We start from the raw sequence: 12,721 nt of genomic DNA on the forward strand, positions 1-12,721 counted from the left end.
ATGGGTCAGTTCATTCCAATCGCCTTGGCAGTCGCCGGCACCGCAATGCAGCAGGCTGAGACCGCGCGCGTCGCACGCAAGCAGGACCAGGCCACTGCCCAGAGCTTGCTCAACCAGTCGCGTCGTCAGCAGGAGGCTGACACCAAGGTCAACGAGCAGATCGCCAAGACCGAGGCCAGCACGTCCGCAGACGAGCGGGCGCAGGCGCTGTCGCAGTTCACCCAACAGCTGCAGCGTAGTCGCAAGCAGGCCGTGGCAGGGCTGGAGTCTCCGATCGGCGGCCAGGCATTTCAGGCTGATACCGGCGCGGCGCGCACCGGGGCCGATTCCGCAGCCGCTCGAACGGCGGACCTGATGGCGCGCATCGAAGCGCCTCGGCTGCAGCGGCAGGATGAGGCATTCGACTATGGCCGGTTGGCAACGGACATCGACGGGCTTTCGCGAGAAGCTGCTGGACAGAGCTTCATCGACCAGTTGCGCCTGAGGAACATCCGGCGCAGGCCAGGCATGGATCTGCTGTCCGGTGGGCTGATGGCAGCCGGTGGGGCTATGGCAGCCGGTGGGGCTATGGCAGGCGGCGGGGCGGCAGCAGCTCCAAGCGCGATGGCGAGTTTCGGCAACAACACGGATGCCCTCTACGAGTTGCCCGGCGCACGTCCGCGCTACGGCATCCCCCGCGGCAGCGTACTGGGATACTGACATGGCGAACGGATACATGCGCGCAGGCGCGGCACTCGGGGATGCGCTGTTCGGCAACGGCCGGGCCGCCTACAACGATCAGATGAACACCGAGTACAAGCTCGCCTACGCGCTGGAGCAGGCTCGCCAAGCCCGCAATGCACGCGTACTGGGCGACCAGAACGTCGCCTCGCGGCAGGGCCTGACGGCCGACCTCATCGGACGGGCACGGGCTGGTGACGTGGACGCCCTAAACCAGTTGACTGCGTACGGACTGACCGCGAACGAAAAGGTCGACCTTGGCACACTCGGCCAATCGCAGGACTTTGCAATGCGCCAAGCGGTCTACGACCGGGCCACCCTTGGGGACCTGGCGGGGGCCGGCGCCGCGTCGTTGGGACTCACCACCAAGCCGCTGGAGATGACCAAGATCGCGGGCGACGTCGCCTACAACCCGTACGCGCAGCCGGACCAGTCCGTCAACGTGACCCCGCTCGGCGAGGCTGCCATAGGGCAGCGCAATGCCTCGGCAGCGTCGAGCTACGCGACCGCAGCGCGCACGCGGCAGGCGATGGGGTTGGACGCGGCCAAATACGCAGATCAGCGCAGCGCCGGCACTCTCGGCGATCCGCCGCGTGGGTCAGCCAAGCCACCGAGCGCTGCTGAGATGAAGGCGCAGCAAGCCAACGCGACCAAGACTGCGCAGCTCGGCAACGTCAACCGAGGCCTGGCGCGCATCGAGGCGGCACTGGGGAACCTCGGAGGTCCGTTCGTAGACACTGGCCCGATCGATCAGTATCTGGTCCGCAACACCGAGGCTGGGCAAGAGCTGGACGCCGCCGTCGGCGCGATCCAGAACTCGATGCTGGCATTGACCCGTGTCCCGGGTGTTGGCTCGCAGTCGGATCTGGAGGCAAGGATCGCAGCGCTTCAGTACCCCTCGCTGTCCAACGCTCCTGGTGTGAATGCCAGGACCCTGAAGCAGCTGAAGGACTTCGTGCAGGAGCTTCAGGGCATCGGCGTGGAGGCATCGGGCACCTTGGGCGATGCGCCTCCCTCGGCCGTTCCTCGTGGCCCTGGTCTTCCCGCAGCTGGTGGTCCGGCGCCGGGCACTGTGCGCAATGGTTACCGATTCCGTGGCGGCAATCCCGCCGACCGTAACGCGTGGGAGAAGATCTGATGGCCGGTCCGCTGCCGTGGGAAGAGTATCAGCAGCTGCAGGCCAAGCCGGCGCCGCGCGCGCCACAGCCAGCGGAGGAGGTTGGGCCTTGGACGGAGTATCAGGACATCCCGACGCTCGGCACGGTCCAGGCCCTGCCGCCTGACTTCTCCGAGGTCACCGGCAGCGTTTCCAGCACCGCCGATGGACGGCAGGCGGACGGCTGGAAGGCAGGTATCCCGCGCGACCTGGCGTTCGGCGCTCGTTCGGTGCTACAGGGCATCGGAAGCCTGCTGGGTGCGGTTGGTGGCGACGCCCTCGGCGCACTGGAGACCAAGATCACCGGCCGCCCCGTGGCCAGCTTCCGCGACAACGCCGCGACGCTGGGCGACGCCCTCGGACTGCCCAAGGCGCAGACCTCCGGCGATCGTGTCCTCGGTGACATTGGCGAGGCGCTGACCGGTACCGGCCTGACGCTTGGCGGTGGTGCGGCGTTGGGAGCTGGTCGATCCGTCGTCCCGACGCTGGCCCGCGCTGCGCCTGCGCCACAGCTTGCGCCGACTCTGGGCGAGCGGGCGGCTGAGGTGCTGACGGCCCAGCCCATCCTTCAGACGGCCAGTGCTGCTACCGGCGCTGGTGCCAGCTCTGCAGCAAGGGAGAACGGGGCGGGAGTGCTCGGCCAGACTGCAGCGGGCGTGTTGGGTAGCTTGGCACCCGCATCAATCACTGCTGGTGCACCGGCGGCCTTGCGTGGCGCCTTCCGAGGAGGCGAGGCGAACCGACAGGCGCTCGGTGATGCCATTAGGGATTTTGACGTTCTCGGAGCAACGCCATCTGTTGGGCAAGGAACTGGCAGCTGGGCGCGTCAGGGCATCGAGAGCGTACTGAGTGGGACGCCCACCAGTGGCGGCGTGATGCGCCGCTTTGCTGAGGCGCAGAACGAGCAGATCGGTAGCGGCTTGGCAGACGTCAGCAATCAGCTGGCCAGGAACATCAGCGGCGAGCGTGCTGGCCGTGCGATCGAGCGCGGTGTCCAGACGTTCTCCAAGAACACGAACGCCATGCGCAAGGCGCTCTACTGGCAGGCTGACCAGCACATCCCCAGCGATACGCCGATCGGTGTGTCGAACACCCAGCGGGCGCTTGCCGACCTCACCACGCCTATTGCAGGCGCTGAGGCAACCACCGGCGCCCAGATCAGCCCCAAGATCCAGCAGATGGCCGAGAACCTGGCCCAGGACGTAGCAGCAGCGCAGCAGGCCGGTCTCGCTGGCATCCCCTATGAGGCCGTGAAGCGGATTCGCAGCCAGATCGGTGAGGAGCTGTCTGATTTCTCGCTGTCCACTGATCGGCCGACGGCACAGCTGAAGCGCCTTTACGGCTCCTTGTCTCAGGACCTGGAGGCTGCCGCTCAGGCACAGGGTCCGAGCGCGGTGGCCGCAGTCCGCCGCGCCAACGACTACTTCAAGGCGTCGGCCGATCGACTGGAAACGCTGGAGCGCGTGGTCGACAAGAACGGTGGCCCCGAAAAGGTGTTCCAGGCGGCAATGTCTGGAACGAAGGACGGCGCGACGACGCTGCGCGCGGTGATGCGCTCGCTGCCCGAAGACGGCCAGAAGGCGGTCAGCGCTGCGGTTATCAAGCGCATGGGCCTGGCCAATCCGGGGGCTCAGAACGCGGCCGGCGATGCCTTCAGCCCGAACACCTTCTTGACGAACTGGAGCGGCCTAAGCCCCGAAGCGCGCCGGACCCTGTTCGGGCGATACGGCGCCGGCTTCAGCGAGGACATGGACAAGATCGCCCGTGTGGCGGATCGAATCAAAACAGGATCGGAGGTGTATCGAAACCCAAGCGGAACGGTGAACCGCGGGGCAGCCTTTGCATATCCCGCGACCATTGGCGGCCTCGTGATCACCGGGCAAATCGGACCGGCGGCCATGACCGTGGGTGGGGGAGCCTTGGCGAATGGATTGGCGCGTGCCATGACGAACCCAAAGTTCGTGAAGTGGCTGGCCCGCTCGACTGAACTTCCGATCGGTGCGCTTCCTGCGCAGCTCAACGTCTTGAAGCGAATGTCTGCAGAGAACGATGACGAATCTATTGCAGATGTCGCCGAAGCGCTCGCCGCATCAAGCGAAGGGGGCGCTGAGGAGCCACAGCAGTAGATAGCCACCGCAGGCGACAATGCCGACCAGGAGCAGGGCCAGCGACGTGGGGATCCAGAAACGATCCCACCACGTGAGTGGATACTTCTCGTCGAAGGCCCGGTCCTTGTCTTTGCGAACAATCTTCGCCCACGCCTTTTCAGGCTGGAACTGGCCTGCGTCTTTGAATCGATCGTCGGTCATCGCGGGATCCTCATCAGTGCCTTCATTGCTGCGTTTCGGATAAGAAGGGCCCCAACGAATCCGGCATGGTCGCCGTCCTTCTTGATGCCCATCAAGATGCTTGTAGCTGCGACCCGCGTGTTCGGGTCGATGTTCGAGTCATCAGCGACCGCAGCAAGATAGTCGACCGGATCGCTGTTGTAGCGCGGATCTGGGCCAGGGATTCCGGTCCCGCTGAGCATCCTCACGTAGTCGCGCTCAAGCGCTCCTTGCGACAGGCCAAGGATCGCCAGCGTCTTGAGCCACTTCCTAATGTGCATCAGGAAGGAGATCACCCAGATCGCGAACAAGGTGGCGATGAATCCCCACCCGCGCTCGCCTGGTCGCAGGAACAGGCTGAGCAAAGCCGCCAACCCCACATCGAAGAGAAGTCCAAGAGCAAAGGACTTCAGCATCTGGATCTTGGCGAAGGTTCCCATCAGCGGTCCTCCCATCCTTGGTCGTTGCTCATTACTTCGCCTTCTTGTCTCTGGACGCTTTCGTGCGCGCACCCAGTTCGTCAGCCGCTGAGGTGATTCCTCTGCTTAGGAACAGCTTCGCCGTTACGTTTTGCAGGTCTCTTTCTGCATCTTCCCGAAGCGATAGATAGAACGCTACCGCCTCTCCCAGCGATGCCCACTCAGGGAGACCAGGCGGGGGCGTCCATTTTCCGATCACGCTGCCTTTAGGAAGCCCAGCCTTCTCCGAGGACCACTGAAGTTGCTGCATTGGGACCAGCTCCGCGTCGATGAACGCAAGTTGCTCCCGCCCCCGCCTCCAATCCGCGATCAACTGGCTGAATTCAACGTCCTCCGGATCCTCTTGGGCGGTTGCCAAGCTTTCCTCGAGCCTGGCGACGATCTCGGCGTTGAGGGATCGGCCCATCTCCTTAGCTTTCTCTTCTAGCTTGGCCCGGAGGTCTTCCCCCATTCGCAGCGGGTAAGGCTTGGTCTGGTGACGATCGTTCATTGAGCCATTGTGGATGCCCAATTGATCCATCGCAAAAGAATCCACTTGACATCCACAAATTGTGGATATCAAATAGATTCTACAGCGTCACGGCAACACATCAGAACGTCCGTTGACGCTTCCTCAGGTTGCCGCACTCTGGCTGCAACCCAGCCGATAGGAGGTAGCAAATGCGCAAGAGCGATGAACAGGTAGTGGTCGGATACCGGATTCCGCGATCGGTCGCGGACTGGCTCCGCGAGAAGGCAAAGCGTGAAGATCGCAGCCAGAACTGGGTGTTGAACCGAATGCTGCGCCAGGCGATGGAAGCCGAGGTTCAGGAGAAGGCTGCATGAACGGGCTCGATCACGCTTCCGAAGTAGTGGTGCTCGCCGGTGAGCACGTGATGACCGACAGCAGGACCGTCGCCAAGAGCTTCGGGAAGCCCCATCGCAGCGTGCTGCGCGCCTATCGCAACTTGGAGTGTTCCGAAGGCTTCAGACTGCACAATTTTGTGCAGTGCTTGGAAATCAATGACTTGGCTAATGGAAAGCCAGAGCCGGTGATCCAGATGACCAAGGACGGCTTCATGTTCCTGGTCATGGGCTTCACCGGAAAGGAGGCGGCGAAAGCCAAGGAAGCCTTCATCGCCGCCTTCAACGAGATGGCTGAGTTCATCCAGTCTCAGGCGAATGCAGCCTTGAAGCACTGGGAGGTTGCCTATCTGGAGTACCGGCACGATCAGGATCATGCATCGCGGTGCGGCCGCGACCTGTCGGTGTGGCGTAGCAGGAAACTGGTGCATCTTGCGCGGCTCGAAAGCCTCGACCCACAGATCAAGCTTCCTTTGATCGGCAGGGAGGCAGCATGAGCAACGTCATCGAAATCCGCAGTTCGAGATCGCCGTCCTCATATGACGCCTACGAGGCAACTGGACATGGGCACGCTGCCCAGATCTTCTTTGACATCAAGCAGGTCGGATCTGACGGGGCAATTCGCATTGCCGCCGAGGCGCTCGCCCATGACATGAGCGATCCACAGAGCATGGAGGAACGCGAGGCAGAGCTTCGAGCGTTCATCACTACGCTGTTCGATGTTCTTGTGCAGGGCGATTCGCAAGCTTAGATGCGGCCTAGCTGGTCTAAGAATCTGCCCAATTTAGGTGAGGGTAGGTGGTCGTGTATGTTGGTTCCGTGGGGCGAGCTTCATGTCCCCCAATCGAAAAGGAGAAGCCCCAGGGCGGCAACCCCGGGGCTTCAGTTGGAAACATCTGGAGGAGGCTTCCATGCAGCAGGCTACAGGACAGGCACTGTCTGTCAACTTTCCGGCACATCACGGGGTTTGCGACTGCTGCCAGAGGGCAGCGTCGTGGCACCGGCGCGAGGCCATTCGGGGGCAGAGGTCCACCCCCGCCGGCTCGTTCCACTATCAGATCTGCTTCGAGTGCCTCGGAGAGATCGAGGCGCTTCCGGAGGAACAGCGGGAGGCCTGCTACTTGTTCGCGCTGGTCCGCCATGCCAGGACTTATTCTGAGGAATTCGGTGGTTTTCTCGCTCAGTGGTTCAGCGTCGAATTCCCGGAGGCCAAGCGGGCCGCGTGATGCATGGCTGGCGAGCTGAGCGCCTGAGGCTTAGCCCATAGGCCTGCGGGCGGGTGAAGTCATGGTTGTCCCCCCGCCGTAGACGTAATCGTGTGCCGCTGCACGCGCGACTTTCGCTGCTTCACTCGTATTCACCGTCTGGCCAGGCGTGGCGAGCGCTCGGCTAATGGTGTGAACGAAGATCTGTTCAGCCATGCGATCTGCAACTTGCTGTTTTGCGTGATCCATTTCCATCTCCTTGGTAGCCCCGGCCAATCCAGGGCCTAGCCAGATGGTAGCACCGGCCGCAAGGCTGGCCGGTGCTGATAGGGCGGGCAGGGTTGACCGTTAGTCTTCCGCGAGCGCCGCGCTCAGTCCGTCTTCAAGCAAAGCGTTTACGTGAGCTTCGGCGTCCACGACCGTACCGTCTTCGAGCAACTTCTTGAAGTAGTCGTTGGGGATACGCTTGACTTCACAAGTCGGTGGGTTGCGGAAGATTAGAACCTCCACGCCTTGGCTGAGCTCGACGGCGAAGTGAACGCCGTCAGGAATGCCGTAATGCTCGAAATCGGAAAAAATGAACGACTTTGCGTACTTTTTCATTGCAATTCCTGTTGCTAGTTTGTGGTCGCCGAGGAAATAGAGCATGAAGCGGTGCGGTGTCTCGTCTCTATTTTAACCGTGCTACCTGATTAGTCCGTTGATGGCGCCCGGCGCGGGAGTAGGGTGACCTCTCCTACCGAGAGGAGAGGTCACGTGTACAACAACAATCCGTACATCCCGTCATGGCGGCTGTGGGTCATTCACCTTGCGGCGAAATTCGCTGGCGTGCTGGTGCACGTGCAAGGAATGCCCTATGGAAGCCGAAGCAAGAGATTCATTGAAGCGAATGATCCGCAAGGCTGAGCGGCTGATCACTCCTCAATGGTTCTTTTAAGCCACGCACCATTTTGATCGCTGAATCCAGCCCAAGACGCTACGTCCAGCTTTGCCACGAAGACGTTATCGTTGCCATCAAGGCACTTCACCAGATCGTCTCTGATCTGAGGGGCCGTCTGGACACTTGAGATTATCCAGACGGACCCTTGCATGTTCCAACTCTTGGGGTATGCCTGGAGCTTCGTGCGGATGCACTCGTAGTTCTGCCCCATCTTGTGTAGGTCGTAACTGACCAAATAAGCACTCATTCCACTCTCCATGTTGGTGCCCCCTGTGGGCAGCCGGAATATAGCCTCGGCCCGTCTCCCAATTGTTGAGACTGCCGGCGTCCGTTGATGCTCCCGCCGCCCCGGGCAGCATGACCCCATCACACACGGGGGAGCGGGCATGAGCGCCCTGGCATATGCGGTACAGCTGGTGAAGAAGTGGGAGGGGTGCCGCTTGGAGGCCTACCCCGACCCCGCCACCGGCGGAGCGCCATGGACCATCGGCTACGGCGCGACCGGTCCTGGCATCGAAAAGGGCGTCCGTTGGAGCCAGAAGCAGGCCGACGACCGGCTGGCCCTCGATCTGGACCGGTTCGCCAAGGGCGTGCGGTCGGCGCTGCGACGGCCGGCAACCGACCGGCAACTGGGGGCGATGGTCAGCCTGGCCTACAACATCGGCGTCTCTGCATTCCGCAGCTCGACCCTGCTGAAGCTGTTCAACGCCGGCGATGTAGCGGGAGCTGCGGCTCAATTTCCGCGGTGGAACAGGGCAAACGGCAGGGTCATGCAGGGCCTGTCCAACCGCCGAGCCGATGAGCGCCGCGTGTTCGAAGGTCAGGGCGGGAGCGCATGAGCATGGAAGCCCAGCCGAGCCAGGACGGCCGCACCCGTATTTCACTCGGCCCGGTCGAGAAATGGATCGCTGGCGCTTTCGCCAGCTTCATGATCGCCGGCGGCTACTGGCTGATCAGCTCCATGCAGGCCGTGCTGACGCAGCAGCAGGTCACGAACCAGCAGATGGCGACGGTGCAGCAGCAGCTGCAGACCTTCAACACGCAGCTGGCCGACGTTCCGGCGCTGAAGCTGGAGCTGGCCAAGCAGGCCGTGCAGGTCGAGCAGAACAAGCAGGACATCAAGGAGCTGAAGCAGCTCAGGGGGCTGAAATGAAGGTCGAGCTGATCGACGGGTGGCGCCGCGCATGGAAGCTGGCCTCGGTATGGGTGTTCGGCCTGGTGTGCCTGTTCCCGGACATGTACGACGCGATCGCCGCCATGGGCTGGATGGACGAGCTGCCCGAGCCGGCGAAGTGGTCGATCCGTGTGCTTGGCGCGGTCGGCGTGGTGGCCCGTGTGCTGAAGGCCCGGAGGCGTTCCGATGCAAATCCCTGACCCGATCCGGCCGTATGCGGACCTGATGCGCTGGGGCCTTGCGGCGCTGCTTGCCGGCGGCCTGTTCGTGGCCGGCTGCCAGCGTGGTGAGGATCGTCAGGCTGCGGCCGACCAGGAGCAGATCGGCGCGGTGCAGCGCCAGCTCGACGGCGCACGCGCCGAGGCGGCCGAGAACCTGCGTGCGGCCAACGCCGCCGGCGAACTGCTGCAGGAGGTCAACCGGCAGACCCAGGCATCGATCGATGCTGCCGAGGCAGCGCGCAAGGCCTCCGACGCTGCGGCCCGCCGTGCTGAAGCGGCGGCGGCCGAGGGCCAGCGCCGGGCCACCGCGGCGGAGAAGGCGTTGCAGGCGGCCAAGATGAAACCGGTATGCCGGTCCCAATTGGAGATGCAGCTGTGCGATTCCATCCCCTTGCTCTGATCCTGCTGTTGCCGCTGTGCGGCTTCGGCACCTGTTCGAAGAAGCCCGAGCAGCCGAAACTGCCCGAGGTGGTTCGTCTCACCGTGGAAAAATCGGTGCCGGTCGATGCACGGCTGACCAAGCCCTGCCCGACCAAGCGCGCGGAGTCGCGCACGGTAGAGGCGGTGGTGGAGGCCTACAACGCCAACCTGGAGACGCTGCAGGACTGCAACAACCGCATGGGCGAGATCCGCGCACTGGGACGGTAATGGCGAAGCAGCGCGTCCCACTCCATCAGAACCCACGCTCGTTCACCACGGTGGAGGAGGGCGCGACGAAGGGTGCTCAGGTAGGCGTCGACCTGAGGGGCCCAGACGGGACGGTGCTGCGCCCGGACCAGATCATCAACCCGGCAACGTCCACCGACCCGAACGCCACCCGTTGGACGGTGTGGAAGCTGATCCGCGAGGTGCCTGCGAATCTGGTCAAGATCGCCGCCCTGGTCGGCAAGGGTTTTGCGGTCCGAAGGGGCGACGGCGAATGGGCGCTGCGCACCCTGCAGGAGGGGGCAGGCATCGACATCACCAACCCCGATGGCGAGGGCGGCAACCCCGCGATCGGACTGGAAGACGTCCCCAACTCTGGCGCCGGAACCCTGCTGGCAATCACGGTTGATTCCAAGGGGCGCGTCGTAGGACGGAGGGACGCGACGATCACCGGCACCGCTCAGCAAATCGATGTGGCGAACGGGGATGCGTCGGCTGGGTTGCCGACCCTGTCGCTTGCCGCTGAGGTGTTGGCCTCTCTGGATCTGGCCGACAGCGCCGTGCAAGAGGTTGTAGCGGGCGCCGGGATCGATGTGGACAACACGGACCCGCGTAGGCCCGTCGTCAGCGCCACTGGCGGCGGTGGGTTTGTCCCGTACTTCATCCCTGACGGGCAGACGTTCGTTGTTCCGGCCTACCAGCAGGCGCTTTTCACCCTTCCTATCGAATTCGGGACCGGCTCCAGTATCGAACTGGACGGCGTCCTTGTGGAGGTTTCCTGATGTTCGTTCTTACCAATACCGCTGGCGCTTCGGCCACGACCCCGCCTGCAAGCAAGACGACGCTGTTTGTTGATGCCAGCGGCGTTCCGTCCACGAAAAACAACGGCGGAACGGTTACCCCGCTGCTGACTGGCCCTGCTGCGGCGCTCGCTTACCAGCCACTAGACTCTGACCTGACCGGCATCGCGGGGCTCACCTACGCCGCCGACAAGTCGATCTACTACACCGGCTCGGCGTGGGCTACCTACGACCTCACCGCAGCAGGCCGCGCCCTCTCCGGTGTAGCTGGCACTGCCAACACCTTCCCATACTTCTCAGCGGCGAACGTGGTCACGCTGGGTTCGGTTGGAACTACAGGTCTGGCGTCTCTTGCAGCTGCCAATGCTGCTGCTGGGCGTACGGCTATCGGTGCGGCGGCTGACTCGGCTGTTGTCCACAACACTGGCGATGAGTCTGGATTGGCAGGAATGAAGTCATGGACCGGTCGTCACCTGTGGACAATCGGAACTGTCGGGTCAATCGGATACGAAACGCCTGCTGCCGTTATTGGAATCGTCCTCCGGTCCGGAGATACGGCTGGTTCTGCGTTCACGCGAATGGATATTCGCGCGACATCCACCACGCTTCAGCTCGGTGCGGGTGCGTCAGCAACAACGAATGCACCTACGAACTTCCTGAATGTGACACCTAATTTCATTGGCCCGTCATCCGACAATACGATGTCAGGAGCATCTGCATCTCAGAGGTATACGCAGCTCTTCGCGGTTAACACGACCGTGAGCAGTTCCGACGCCCGCCTGAAAACCGAGCCTCGTCAGCTGCGGGATGCTGAGTTCAGGGCGGCGTCGGCAATTGCCCGACTCCCGGCCGTGTGGCGTTGGCTGAACCGTGTGCACGGCGACGAGAACTGCGAGCCTGAAGGTCGCGAGGCCCGCAAGCACTTCGGGCCGACCGTTCAGGCGGCCATCGCTGTGATGGAGGCCAATGGACTGGACCCGTTCGCCTACTCGTTCATCTGCTACGACGAGTGGGAAGCCGAGCCGGAGCAGTGGCATGAGTGGGAGGCGGAGGTAGACCCCGAGACTGGCGAGGTCACCCGTGAGGCAGGGCGTGAACTGATCCAGCCTGCCCGCGAGGCTGGTGACCGCTACAGCTTCCGGAAGGAGGAGCTGCTGTGCTTCATGGTCTCGGCGCTCGCGGCGGAGAACGACGTACAGGCGGCAAAGATCGAGGCGATGGACGCCCGGCTGGCAGCTCTTGAGGCGAGAACCTGACAGGTGGCGATCACGCTGCCGGCTGCAGTAGCTCTTCGCGGTTGTTCCGCGGCGTGTTCACCGCGCGGCTGACGCGGTAGGCCTCCATCGCCGGCGGCTCGCTGGCCAGCAGCATCGCCATCGCATCGTCCGGACTAGCGGCCATCCACTCATCGATCTGGCCGGCATGCAGCCACACCGGCATGCGGTCGTGAATGTCGGCCGAGACGCCGCTGCTGTCGCCGGTGATGATGGTGAAGGTGCCCAGGTTCCCCTCGGGCAGCAGGGGGCTGGTGTCCTCCCACAGGCCAGCGGCCAGTAGCGGCCCGGTGGCGTGGATGAACCAGGGATCTTTCTTCTCGTCGATCGGGCTGACCGACCACTCGTAGTAGCCGGCCATGGGGATAACGCAGCGGCGCTTCTTGAACGCTGACCGGAACGCCGGCTTGGTGGCCACCGTCTCGATCCGGGCGTTGATGGTCGATCCCTGCAGGCCCTTGGCCTTGGCCCAGAACGGCAGCAGGCCCCAGGCCAACCGGGTCACCTGCCGGCCTTCGCCCCGGTCCAGGATCACCGATGCGCGCTGTGTCGGCGCGAGGTTGTAGCTGGGCTGGATCTCGGCCAGGCCGGGGGCAAGGTCAGCCAGCCCCGGCTGGCCGAAGTCGATCACGGGGAGCTGGACGAATCGGCCGCACATGGGCGGATCGTAGGCTGAGAGAGTGTATCCGGCGCGTGTATTACGGATAGCTAAGTTGTTGATAACCTTCGAAAGTTACTTGACTGCGCAGTTTGGATGGGCATCCCATAAGTTATTGATCCGCGCGCCGATGCTGGAACCCTTGCAGCACAAAGGATTGCCGAATTTCACTACATTTGGCGTTGACGAGGCTGAACCGCCTCACTATCTTGTGGCCGTCGGGATTTCCCGGCCACCGTCGGGGCAATAAAAAGCCCCACCTAGTTGGCGCTAGGCAGG

Annotated in this window: 20 protein-coding genes; 14 read left to right on the plus strand and 6 right to left on the minus strand. The window is 63.2% G+C overall.

Annotation, left to right across the window (positions count from 1 at the left end; translation table 11 throughout):
- From N5C25_RS02175 to N5C25_RS02185, 3 genes are read left to right on the plus strand one after another with little or no spacing between them, the layout of a single operon-like run.
- Window positions 1–699, plus strand: a complete 699-nt coding sequence (locus tag N5C25_RS02175) for a hypothetical protein (protein ID WP_279936272.1) — start codon at window positions 1–3, stop codon at window positions 697–699.
- A 1-nt stretch (window position 700) separates the two neighbouring features.
- Window positions 701–1,858 carry a hypothetical protein gene (locus N5C25_RS02180; protein ID WP_279936273.1) on the plus strand — a complete coding sequence of 386 codons (1,158 nt, stop codon included), beginning with the start codon at window positions 701–703 and terminating at the stop codon, window positions 1,856–1,858.
- Entirely contained in the window at window positions 1,858–4,002 is a 2,145-nt protein-coding gene (locus N5C25_RS02185) for a hypothetical protein (RefSeq protein WP_279936274.1), read from the plus strand. Before N5C25_RS02180 ends, N5C25_RS02185 begins: the two co-directional genes overlap by 1 nt.
- Here the strand turns inward: N5C25_RS02185 and N5C25_RS02190 are convergent.
- From N5C25_RS02190 to N5C25_RS02200, 3 genes are read right to left on the minus strand one after another with little or no spacing between them, the layout of a single operon-like run.
- Window positions 3,967–4,185 (minus strand): hypothetical protein, encoded by a 219-nt coding sequence (locus N5C25_RS02190; protein ID WP_111104823.1) that lies wholly within the window; start codon window positions 4,183–4,185, stop codon window positions 3,967–3,969. The genes N5C25_RS02185 and N5C25_RS02190 overlap by 36 nt on opposite strands.
- Window positions 4,182–4,643: a hypothetical protein gene (locus N5C25_RS02195; protein WP_279936275.1), complete on the minus strand. Its 462-nt coding sequence runs from the start codon at window positions 4,641–4,643 to the stop codon at window positions 4,182–4,184. The genes N5C25_RS02190 and N5C25_RS02195 overlap by 4 nt, the downstream gene beginning before the upstream one ends.
- 31 nt (window positions 4,644–4,674) lie before the next feature.
- A complete protein-coding gene (locus tag N5C25_RS02200) occupies window positions 4,675–5,172 on the minus strand; it encodes an Arc family DNA-binding protein (RefSeq protein ID WP_279936276.1) in 498 nt (165 codons plus the stop codon).
- A 170-nt stretch (window positions 5,173–5,342) separates the two neighbouring features.
- On the opposite strand from N5C25_RS02200, the gene N5C25_RS02205 reads away from it, so the two are divergent.
- Genes N5C25_RS02205 through N5C25_RS02215 form a run of 3 tightly spaced genes read left to right on the plus strand, consistent with a single transcriptional unit; the run spans window position 5,343 to window position 6,276 of the window.
- On the plus strand, window positions 5,343–5,507 hold the full coding sequence (locus tag N5C25_RS02205) for a hypothetical protein (RefSeq protein ID WP_279936277.1): 165 nt from the start codon (window positions 5,343–5,345) through the stop codon (window positions 5,505–5,507).
- Window positions 5,504–6,022, plus strand: coding sequence for a Rha family transcriptional regulator (locus N5C25_RS02210; RefSeq protein WP_279936278.1), 519 nt, complete (start codon window positions 5,504–5,506; stop codon window positions 6,020–6,022). Before N5C25_RS02205 ends, N5C25_RS02210 begins: the two co-directional genes overlap by 4 nt.
- A complete protein-coding gene (locus N5C25_RS02215; protein ID WP_279936279.1) occupies window positions 6,019–6,276 on the plus strand; it encodes a hypothetical protein in 258 nt (85 codons plus the stop codon). Before N5C25_RS02210 ends, N5C25_RS02215 begins: the two co-directional genes overlap by 4 nt.
- A gap of 802 nt (window positions 6,277–7,078) precedes the next feature.
- On the opposite strand, the gene N5C25_RS02220 is transcribed toward N5C25_RS02215, so the two are convergent.
- Complete coding sequence (locus N5C25_RS02220; RefSeq protein WP_279936280.1) at window positions 7,079–7,378, minus strand: hypothetical protein; 300 nt, start codon at window positions 7,376–7,378, stop codon at window positions 7,079–7,081.
- A gap of 108 nt (window positions 7,379–7,486) precedes the next feature.
- On the opposite strand from N5C25_RS02220, the gene N5C25_RS02225 reads away from it, so the two are divergent.
- Window positions 7,487–7,636, plus strand: coding sequence for a hypothetical protein (locus tag N5C25_RS02225; protein WP_279936281.1), 150 nt, complete (start codon window positions 7,487–7,489; stop codon window positions 7,634–7,636).
- An 8-nt stretch (window positions 7,637–7,644) separates the two neighbouring features.
- Here the strand turns inward: N5C25_RS02225 and N5C25_RS02230 are convergent, their stop codons facing one another.
- Complete coding sequence (locus tag N5C25_RS02230; protein ID WP_253133000.1) at window positions 7,645–7,917, minus strand: hypothetical protein; 273 nt, start codon at window positions 7,915–7,917, stop codon at window positions 7,645–7,647.
- Window positions 7,918–8,056: 139 nt separating this feature from the next.
- On the opposite strand from N5C25_RS02230, the gene N5C25_RS02235 reads away from it, so the two are divergent.
- The 7 genes from N5C25_RS02235 to N5C25_RS02265 are packed head-to-tail and all read left to right on the plus strand — an operon-like array spanning window position 8,057 to window position 11,766.
- Window positions 8,057–8,509, plus strand: coding sequence for a lysozyme (locus N5C25_RS02235; protein WP_049404266.1), 453 nt, complete (start codon window positions 8,057–8,059; stop codon window positions 8,507–8,509).
- 2 nt (window positions 8,510–8,511) lie between these two features.
- Window positions 8,512–8,823 carry a hypothetical protein gene (locus N5C25_RS02240; RefSeq protein WP_279936282.1) on the plus strand — a complete coding sequence of 104 codons (312 nt, stop codon included), beginning with the start codon at window positions 8,512–8,514 and terminating at the stop codon, window positions 8,821–8,823.
- Window positions 8,820–9,044: a hypothetical protein gene (locus N5C25_RS02245; protein WP_134730544.1), complete on the plus strand. Its 225-nt coding sequence runs from the start codon at window positions 8,820–8,822 to the stop codon at window positions 9,042–9,044. Before N5C25_RS02240 ends, N5C25_RS02245 begins: the two co-directional genes overlap by 4 nt.
- Window positions 9,031–9,465, plus strand: coding sequence for a hypothetical protein (locus N5C25_RS02250; protein ID WP_279936283.1), 435 nt, complete (start codon window positions 9,031–9,033; stop codon window positions 9,463–9,465). Before N5C25_RS02245 ends, N5C25_RS02250 begins: the two co-directional genes overlap by 14 nt.
- The gene (locus tag N5C25_RS02255) at window positions 9,441–9,713 is read left to right on the plus strand and encodes a hypothetical protein (protein WP_279936284.1); all 273 of its coding nucleotides are present in this window, start codon (window positions 9,441–9,443) and stop codon (window positions 9,711–9,713) included. The genes N5C25_RS02250 and N5C25_RS02255 overlap by 25 nt, the downstream gene beginning before the upstream one ends.
- Entirely contained in the window at window positions 9,713–10,492 is a 780-nt protein-coding gene (locus N5C25_RS02260) for a hypothetical protein (RefSeq protein WP_279936285.1), read from the plus strand. Before N5C25_RS02255 ends, N5C25_RS02260 begins: the two co-directional genes overlap by 1 nt.
- Entirely contained in the window at window positions 10,492–11,766 is a 1,275-nt protein-coding gene (locus tag N5C25_RS02265) for a tail fiber domain-containing protein (RefSeq protein ID WP_279936286.1), read from the plus strand. The genes N5C25_RS02260 and N5C25_RS02265 overlap by 1 nt, the downstream gene beginning before the upstream one ends.
- A gap of 10 nt (window positions 11,767–11,776) precedes the next feature.
- Here the strand turns inward: N5C25_RS02265 and N5C25_RS02270 are convergent, their stop codons facing one another.
- Window positions 11,777–12,442 (minus strand): SOS response-associated peptidase, encoded by a 666-nt coding sequence (locus tag N5C25_RS02270; protein WP_279936287.1) that lies wholly within the window; start codon window positions 12,440–12,442, stop codon window positions 11,777–11,779.
- Window positions 12,443–12,721: the final 279 nt, after the last annotated feature.

The organism is Stenotrophomonas sp. GD03958 (assembly GCF_029839005.1).
In the GTDB taxonomy this organism is placed as follows: domain Bacteria; phylum Pseudomonadota; class Gammaproteobacteria; order Xanthomonadales; family Xanthomonadaceae; genus Stenotrophomonas; species Stenotrophomonas hibiscicola.